The following is an 8,613-nucleotide window of genomic DNA, read 5'->3' as shown; positions in this document are numbered from 1 at the left end:
CCTCCTCAACATTAAATTTATCTCAATTATATAGTTCATTCGCTTATATACAATATTTGCTGCAAATATCTGCCCGTTTGTTTAATAAAACAAAGGAGCGGCTGCCGTGGCAATCCGCTCCTTCTGTCGTTGAACTATCGTGCCCGTTAGTTCAACTCATCCTTGATTTCCAATCTTAATCCGACCCAGTTGTCGGGTTGACCAGGGTAGCCACCCCAGATATGAAGTTCAATACCATCAGGGTCATACATTTGAAATAACAGCCCACATCCACCTTGATCAACAATATCCGTGACTTTGACACCATTTTCTTTTAGTAAACCATGATACATTCGACGTCTCTGACATACAAACCAAAAGGAACAGATTGATCCAAGTCATCTGGATTTGCCTTAACCGACTCAATATCAGGACCCCAGTTAGTGAATAGTGATAAAAGATATCGAAAAAACGTCTGAGTAGACAATGTCCACTCAGACGTTTTTCGATTTAAAATGCGAGATTATCCTTTTACCGCTCCTGCCGTCAAACCATCAACGAAGTACTTCTGTCCGATGATGCTGAGCAGAACCAGCACTGGAACTGACATCAGCATCGCCCCTGTAATCGGGGAGGCGTAATCCATCTTGTAAGGATTGTTCATCGTTGTAATGCCAACTGCGAGCGGCATTTTGGAGCCTGAGCTCAAATAAATGAGCGGTCCCAAGTAATCATTCCAGGCATTCATGAACGTCAGCAAGGCAACGATGCCGATTGCGCTGGTGCTGAGAGGAAGGGCGATTCGGAAAAAAGTTCCCAGCTCCGAGCATCCGTCAATCTTTGCGCTATCGAAAACTTCCTTCGGAATGGCAACCATGACCTGCCGGATTAGAAATACGCCGAACGCTCCTACTGCTCCCGGAAGAATAAGCGGCCAGAACGTGTCTAGCCATCCGAACTTCCGAAACATGACAAATGAAGGCACGAGCGTAATTTGCGCCGGTATCATCATCGTAGTCAGCATGGCGACAAACAGCCCATGCTTATACTTGAATTCATACCGGGTAAAGCCATATGCAACTAGCGCATTGAATACAATGGACAGCACGGTTAACGAAACTGCGATGATCAAGCTGTTGCCCAGCATTGCAAAGAAGGGCAGTTTGTCAAACAGATGAATGAAATTGTCCATTGTAGGGCGAAGCGGGAATGGATTCAATGGTTCGCCTACAATATCTTCATACCTCTTAAAAGCCGTTCCGAACATAAAAAGGAAGGGCGTCATAAATAAGAGGCTCATGACTATAAGCACTAAGTAGGCGAAGATGCGGCCGAATCGATGCCTGATGGGCGCGGGCTCCGCTGTGACCGGAAGCCTGCTGCCAACAGATACGGCTTCTGAATTCTGCAAGTGGTTCTCCTCCTACTCTTCTTGGTTCTTGAGATTGAACATTTTCAGCTGAATGAATCCAATGACGAGCATCAGTAAGGTGAACATATAGCCGAGTGCAGAAGAGTACGTGAAGTCCTGACGCCGGAATGCTTGGTCGTATAGATAGGTGGTCGGAAAAACTAAGGAGTTTTCCGGTCCGAATCCTTTACCCGCCAGGATAAACGCTTCACTGAACATCCCGTAGGAGCCAAGCAAACATTGGAAGACGACGAATGTCATGATCGGCTTCAGCAGCGGAATCGTCACATGCCATAGGCGCTGCACAGGTGTGGCGCCGTCAATTTTAGCCGCCTCTATTAGTTCATGGGGCACATTTTGCAGTCCCGCCATGAAGAATAGCGTGTTAACACCTAGATATTTCCAACCGCAAAGGATTACAAGTGATGGAATCGTCCAAGCCGCATCCTTCAACCATCCGATCGGCTCTACCCCGAAAAGGCCGAGTGCGCTGTTCAGAAGGCCGCTGTCACGGTTCAGCAGCATGTTGAAGATGATCCCGACAGCCACCGCCGAAGTAATATTCGGGGTGAAGAAGAACGTTGCGAAGAACCCTTTCTTACTCGAGATATAGGGCCGGTGCAGCAGCAGTGCCACTCCGAGCGCTACTGGCAGTATCAAGAACAGGCTGCCTAGAGCAAGCTTCGTGCCGTTCCACATGGCTTTCCAGAAGAAGCTGTCCTTTAAGACGAATAGGTAATTGGACAATCCCGCAAAGTGATACTCATTCGTACCCTTCATTAAGCTGAGCCAGAACCCATAAAGTATAGGGTACAGCCCGAATATAGCATAGGCAATAAAGAAAGGGCTAATGAATAGAAGTGGCGCCAATTTCCATCGGGCTGATGCTTGCGAATTCATCGGTCGTCCTCCTACCCCCGAGCTTGTTCATTATCAATGAGGCTCTGAAGCTCCTTCTCAACATTGCCGAGGAATTCTTCTGGCGTCATTTTGCCTTTTTGATAATCCGGTTCAAATTTATCCCATGCTTGGCCGATCAGTGAACGCCACCAAGCTTGGTTTTGGCTCGGTGCTTGCGTGCCGAGGTCTGCATATAGCTGCGCTAAGTCCTGCCCGCCGAAATACTTCGTATTAGCGCTTTCCTTATGGAGCTCAGGCGACTGTGTTGCACTTGTTAGAGCAGGGAACAAATTGATGATTTTGAAGCTTTCAACGATATTGTTCGTATCCAAATGCGTATATCTTAGGAAATCCCATGCAAGATCTTTATTTTGGCTGAATTTGCTGAGTGCGAGACCCGTACCGCCTAGAACTGTTGTCGGAACCGAGCTTGGTCCGCCGAGTGGCATCGGAACCGCTCCCCATTTGCCGCTAAGATCAGGTGTATTCTGAACGAGTATGCCTGCCCACCAGTCAGGACCGAATGTTGCGATGTAATCGCCCTTCGCGTACGCTTCCCATGATTGCGGAGACCACTTATCTGGTGATGTCTTGCTCATGACGCCTTGATCTTTCCAACTCTTGATTCTGTTCAGCACTTCTACGCCTGTAGGTGTATTGAAGCCGATTTTTCCATCTTTTGTAACAAGATCCCCGCCTTCTTGGCGCAGCAATTGCTCAAACACATCTTCATCCTTATCCGAACCGCTGAAAATAAATGTATCTTTATTCGTCAGCGGCTTGGATGCTTCCATGAATTCATTCCACGTTTTCAGCTTCGATACATCAATTCCCGCAGCATCATACAGATCCTTCCGGTAATACAACGCGGAGACACAAGCAGCGATTTCAATACCGTAAACATTGCCGTTCAACGTGTATAAATCCTGACGGCCTTTTGGAATGGCATCTTTTAATCCAGCCGTATCGAGATAGCTATTTAAAGATTCAAAAGGTACATCATCGGTTTTGATAAATCGTGGGAAGGCACCTTGTTCGACGTCAATCAAATCCGGTGCTCCTTCACCGCCTGACTGCGCGATGACCGTATATTTATCAAACATTGCTGCCGCTTCCAATAGCTCGATTTTGATATTGACATCAGGATGTTCCTGCTCATACTTCTTTTCCATCGCTTCATAATACTGCTTATGCGTATCTGCAAATGTCCAGACGGTAATCACTTTTTTGTCCCCTGAGACTGACCCGCCTTCCGATGAATTTGATGTATTTGAGGCTGTTTTTGAGTTTGAGGCTGTTTCTGAGTTGTTATTCCCGTCCGTGCTGCATCCTGTCAAGTAAAGCAATAAACTTGAAGCCATGAGCAAACCAACTGACTTTTTCAAGAATACCCCTCCAAATTGCACTTATGTAAGCGCTTTTATTTATCTCAAAGAGAAGAATACCACCAGTTTGGCAGGCGAACAATACCACTCAGTTGACGGAAAATGAACTCAAATTGATATGATCTATTGAAAAAAAGAAAAAAGCCGGGGCAGCTATCGCCCAAGCTTAATATTCTAACCTTATCATTTGTGTTGTGTTTATCCACAGTCCCTTGCAGTCCTTCTAACCTCGCTAGGTGATTTCCCTATGCGCTGCTTCAGGCATCTGGAGAAATGGACCACTGACTTGAAGCCGCAGCGCTCCGAAATATCCGAGATGGCATGATCCGTTACTGATAGCATTTCAACCGCTTGCCTTACTCGGTAATGCCACAAGTATTTAATTGGCGTTGTATTCTCATGTGTATTGAACAGGCGGATTAAATGCTCAGGGGTCATATTGACCTGATCCGCCAGCTCAGTTAATGTCCAATCCTCGGCATAACGCACATGAATGATATTTTTCGCCTGCTTAACTGATGGGTGTGCATGCTGAGTGCTGCCTTCTCGCGAATGCTCGTGAAAGAATTGGTGCACGGCGGCGAGTGCCATACATCTCATCTGAAGGCTTTCCAATGAAGCGCCGGTCTCCATTTCGAGTATTAAATCCGTCAATTTATTAAGCTCTGACGAAATGGGTAGGATGAGGGGCCATTTATTCAGCTTCGCTTTAAATTCTTCTTCAAATTCAGGAATCTTAATTGCGACCCAGCGGTGCCATGTCTCTTGGTCATGTGCAAATTCGAAGAACTCCCGATGTCCGGGTTTTAATAGAACCGCGTTGCCAGGGCTAATGGAGTAGCATACATCGTCGATAGTGACATTCAAATATCCGGTATGCAGCAGCACAATTTGAAGGTATTCTTGGTCGCGCGGACCATATACGCCTCCTGGCGAGTAAACAATCGTTCCGCAACTTACGTCGCTTACTTGATCGATCGGGAGTTTTTCGGCCATACTACCCATTCTTATGCCTCCATGTGAATGATTTGCAGGATCGATGATGTGATTAGTATTTTAAACTATATTTTATCTTCGATAGACATGTTGTCAAGATTTATATTTCAGTACATAAAATGACAAAAACCATCAAACAAAGTTTTTGTCAGCTGGGAAAATAGTTGGATGTAGTTGTATCCGTCAGCTTCTACGATTGGTTTAGTAGCGCGTTATTTATAGAGAATAACAAGCTGTACACGCTTCAATATTTACTTCAAGCGCTAATGTCCAACCTTGATTACTTGCAAAGCAATGCATCAGCTTAGAAGTCTCTGGAAAATGCGATAGGCGTTCTGCCAAGGGAAAGCGCGCGAATGGCGACATGTATCCTGTCCATTGGACCAATCATTCTGCTGTATCCGTTGCTACAGAAGTATTTTGTTAAGGGACTTACGCTTGGCGCTGTGAAAGCGTAATCAACAGTTTAATTATAGAAGAGAAATATAGCCCTGTATAATGCCTGTTTATACATTAATCATTTATTTTAATCTATCAATTGCAGCTGGCTAAATAAAATAAAACGTCCCTGATACCAATGTACCTGGGACGTTTTTGCGTACTTACTACTCAGTTAAACTACATCTTGGCCAACAAATTGAATGGCCCAAACGTTCGCCCCCTCGCACAAAATTTAAGCCTACTCTATACCTTCTTTTCTGTGATCGGTTATTGAAGTAACCTGCCCGTTACTTCAACGAAACAAGGAGCAGCTGCCGCCGGCAAACTGCTCCTTGTTTGTTCAGCTAACGTACCCGTTAGCTTAGTCATTCCTTTGGACGCTTGATATTGGGAATTAACATTTCATCGTTATTGAAAGAACCATTCCAAGGCTTTAATCCGAAATAAGCTTCAGCTAACTCTGACATTGCGCTGGGCGAGTATGAATGTGTACTATTTTCGTCTCCTCTATGCATCTCATGAACCTGCGACTTCTCAATATATATCGGAGCATTACCAATCACTTTCCAAACGAAACCATCAATGAATTGAGAACCGATGTCCAACACGGAAACAACTGATGAAGAAATGATTTTGTCGATAGGAGGCGTTTCATTTTCTCTACAATCGAAAAGTGCGCAATTGGGGAAAGATTTGAATTTCGTCCATACAACTTGACCAAACGCCAATGTGCCATCGCTTAAAGGTATAGAAAACACGTCCCCAATCATCCATTTCTGCGGTTTTGGCCGTTTCCAGTTCAAAAGGGCATGTTTCACTTTAGCTAAATAGTCAGAGTCAATAGGAACACGATAAGGGCTTACTCCGAGTTCATTTATCACTTCCGCCATTTTTAGTATTTCTTCAGCTCTGCTTGAACTGCTGTTAATGAAAACACATCCGCCTTCACAATCCGTTTTAACATGTTTGTACAATCCGCTATCTACACTTCTCATTGCTTTCCGAAGTTTTATTAAAGCGTCATAGTTGGTTTCCTCGCCCATTTCTTCAGCCAAACTTTGAGCAATCGTGAATGTTGGCGTGGAATGGTCGGGGAGATTTTTACAAAGCCCACGTCAACAGAAAAGTTGTTAATTATACTCTCATCCAATTTGCTACCCACTACTTTCCTAAAAGGTTATCGCTCCATAATCTCTATTTTCACCGTTTATAGTACGATTAATCTGCCCGTTAGCTGAACAGGCTGCCAATTATGTCGGCAGCCTGTTGTCAGGTTGTGCTATTGTGCTCGTTAGTTCAATCGAGTATGAACAAATAATTGGCAGCCCTTATTCCAACTTCAAATCGTACTCTGTTGGCGACCCTACCCCGATCAGAACCAATCTGTATCCATGGTTTTTGGCTAAATCATAAGCCTCTGGTCCAATCGCATAATTTCTCACCTTTTTGAACCCTCGTGTCAATTCACGCGCGACTGGACCAATTAAGTGGTGTGCAGGTGGCAAGGCTTGTACCCTGCCTTCTACAATACATATTTCTTTATATAATCCGCTTAAAAACAGAGAAAGGCTGCGCGACTCATCGAGGGAAACATCATATTTCGTCTCGCCATTACGCTGTGGAATTGCTCTCACGCTCGGACGACCATGACTCCGTTCATAGACGTGGAAATAGTTATCCAGATGACTTCCCCATTTACTTATACCTAACCCTTCGTAACCCAACAAGTTCTCATAAAACCGAATATCAGGCGAGTCATGGAGAATTCCTTCTACATAGAACAAACCAAATTTCTTAGTTATATTCTCTAATCCTGGGAGAAGATCATTCTTCGTAGCAAAAAAACTCTTTCGTTTTCCCGTTGGCATATGACACCTCATTCGATTTTGCCCTTGCAATTAACCTGCCCGTTCGTATTATGAGGTCAGCCAGTTTTTACTGGTTGACCTCTTTTGTCTTTAAGAGGTTTAGTACGGGTAGCCGGGGTAGAACGTCTCTGCCCGTGGGGCTCGACCCCGTGCGCTAAACTGTTCACCCCCTACTTGTAGAAACATGTTTGAGGCTGGTTGGGACATCGATCTCGAATAACAAGCGAAGCTATGACACTACAAGCGGGACTAGGGGCTACCGGCGAATCTAATGAAATGAAGGTGATACAAACCATGAATCCAGTAGTTGGACTGGACATTGCAAAGGGAGAAAGTCAAGGCCAGGCCTTTTTAGACAAAGGTCAGCCTTACGGAAAGAGCTTTACCGTCCCTCATACTCGTGAAGGATTAGAGTCTTTTCAATCGTTCTTAAGACTCCTTGAAGAGCAAACCGATCAAAAACCCATGGTTATCTTAGAAGCGACAGGTCACTATCATCTTCCTGTTACTCGTTTTTTGGAGGATCATAATTACCTTTTTGTCGTGGTTAATCCGATGCTGTCTTATCAGGCCAAGAAAGCCTCTAGTTTGCGTAAGGTAAAGACCGATGCCGTTGACGCCTACGCCCTTTGTGAACTGTTCTACAAAGAAGACTTTGAACGGCACAAAACTAGAGGCGTTCAGCTGTTAAACCTACGTAACTTAACGAGGCAGCACGATGCAATTACGGGGCTCTACATCCAAATCAAACTGCAGTTTCAAGCTGTTTTAGATCAGGTATTTCCTGAGTATAAAGGCGTTTTTGGGGACTTACACTCTGCGGTATCGCTAAATACATTATTGGCATTTCCGACTTCTGATGCTGCTCTTAAAGCCGGGATAACGAATATTACGGAGAAGATTGCATGCCTTTGCATACGCCGATCTGAGAGCTGGGCACGGTCAAAAGCGGAAGCTCTGCTGGCTGCATCTGAACGGAATCCCTTCCGAAAAGCACCGTTTCACAGCCATCTCATTAGTCTTGAAATGTATGTAAGCATGCTGCTTCATTATCGAGAGCATCTAACCGCCCTGGAAAAGCAAATGGATGCCCTCGCTAATGAATTGGAGGAATATCAGATTATCCAATCGATTCCCGGTATCGGAGAAAAAATCGCGGCAACGATTATTTCGGAAATCGGTGAGATCGATCGGTTTAATCACCCGAAGAAACTGGTTGCCTTCGCTGGTGTAGATCCTAGCGTTCATATGTCGGGGAAATTCACGGCTACAATCAATCGCATTACAAAGCGCGGCTCTAGCAGGCTTCGACACACCTTATTCTTGGCTGTCCTTTGCAGCTTGCGGCGATCCGGCAGCAAGAAAATGAAGGCATTTTACGAGAAGAAGATCGCTGAAGGTAAGCCCTACAAAGTCGCTATGATTGCCTGCGTGAACAAGTTGCTTCACTGGGTATTCGCCCTGCTTAAGCGCAAAGAAACCTTCATCGACTTGAATTTGGACTAAGCAACCAACACAAGAAAAACCTTCCAAATTACTTTCGGAGGGTTCTTTATCTTGCTCAGATTCTAGTATAGCAGTAATTTTTCGAGCTTCTAATGAAAAATGTTGACAAGATATTAGCTGGTTTAGC

9 protein-coding genes and 1 pseudogene are annotated in these 8,613 nt (G+C 44.8%); 3 read left to right on the top strand and 7 right to left on the bottom strand.

Annotated features, from left to right (window positions below):
- Positions 1–146: 146 nt before the first annotated feature.
- The 5 genes from AC0LWF_RS27675 to AC0LWF_RS27655 form a co-directional block, all read right to left on the bottom strand.
- Positions 147–332 carry a hypothetical protein gene (locus AC0LWF_RS27675; RefSeq protein WP_474654695.1) on the bottom strand — a complete coding sequence of 62 codons (186 nt, stop codon included), beginning with the start codon at positions 330–332 and terminating at the stop codon, positions 147–149.
- Between the two features lie 170 nt (positions 333–502).
- A complete protein-coding gene (locus AC0LWF_RS27670) occupies positions 503–1,390 on the bottom strand; it encodes a carbohydrate ABC transporter permease (protein ID WP_474654694.1) in 888 nt (295 codons plus the stop codon).
- 12 nt (positions 1,391–1,402) lie between these two features.
- Positions 1,403–2,290, bottom strand: a complete 888-nt coding sequence (locus tag AC0LWF_RS27665) for a carbohydrate ABC transporter permease (protein ID WP_474654693.1) — start codon at positions 2,288–2,290, stop codon at positions 1,403–1,405.
- 11 nt (positions 2,291–2,301) lie between these two features.
- Positions 2,302–3,513, bottom strand: a complete 1,212-nt coding sequence (locus AC0LWF_RS27660) for an ABC transporter substrate-binding protein (RefSeq protein WP_474654692.1) — start codon at positions 3,511–3,513, stop codon at positions 2,302–2,304.
- A 360-nt stretch (positions 3,514–3,873) separates the two neighbouring features.
- Positions 3,874–4,680: a helix-turn-helix domain-containing protein gene (locus tag AC0LWF_RS27655; RefSeq protein WP_474654691.1), complete on the bottom strand. Its 807-nt coding sequence runs from the start codon at positions 4,678–4,680 to the stop codon at positions 3,874–3,876.
- A gap of 155 nt (positions 4,681–4,835) precedes the next feature.
- Here AC0LWF_RS27655 and AC0LWF_RS27650 point away from each other — a divergent pair, with 155 nt between their 5' ends.
- Positions 4,836–4,979, top strand: a complete 144-nt coding sequence (locus AC0LWF_RS27650; RefSeq protein WP_474654690.1) for a hypothetical protein — start codon at positions 4,836–4,838, stop codon at positions 4,977–4,979.
- A gap of 27 nt (positions 4,980–5,006) precedes the next feature.
- Positions 5,007–5,129: pseudogene (locus tag AC0LWF_RS27645) on the top strand (carbohydrate ABC transporter permease); the annotation flags it as partial.
- A gap of 348 nt (positions 5,130–5,477) precedes the next feature.
- Here AC0LWF_RS27645 and AC0LWF_RS27640 read toward each other — a convergent pair.
- Both AC0LWF_RS27640 and AC0LWF_RS27635 read right to left on the bottom strand, forming a co-directional pair.
- The gene (locus AC0LWF_RS27640) at positions 5,478–6,167 is read right to left on the bottom strand and encodes an Imm26 family immunity protein (protein WP_474654689.1); all 690 of its coding nucleotides are present in this window, start codon (positions 6,165–6,167) and stop codon (positions 5,478–5,480) included.
- Positions 6,168–6,440: 273 nt separating this feature from the next.
- Positions 6,441–6,980, bottom strand: coding sequence for a hypothetical protein (locus AC0LWF_RS27635; RefSeq protein WP_474654688.1), 540 nt, complete (start codon positions 6,978–6,980; stop codon positions 6,441–6,443).
- A gap of 294 nt (positions 6,981–7,274) precedes the next feature.
- On the opposite strand from AC0LWF_RS27635, the gene AC0LWF_RS27630 reads away from it, so the two are divergent.
- The gene (locus AC0LWF_RS27630; protein WP_474654687.1) at positions 7,275–8,486 is read left to right on the top strand and encodes an IS110 family RNA-guided transposase; all 1,212 of its coding nucleotides are present in this window, start codon (positions 7,275–7,277) and stop codon (positions 8,484–8,486) included.
- The last annotated feature ends 127 nt before the right edge of the window (positions 8,487–8,613 follow it).

The organism is Paenibacillus sp. sgz302114, assembly GCF_056120345.1.
This window is presented reverse-complemented; position numbering and strand designations above follow the sequence as displayed.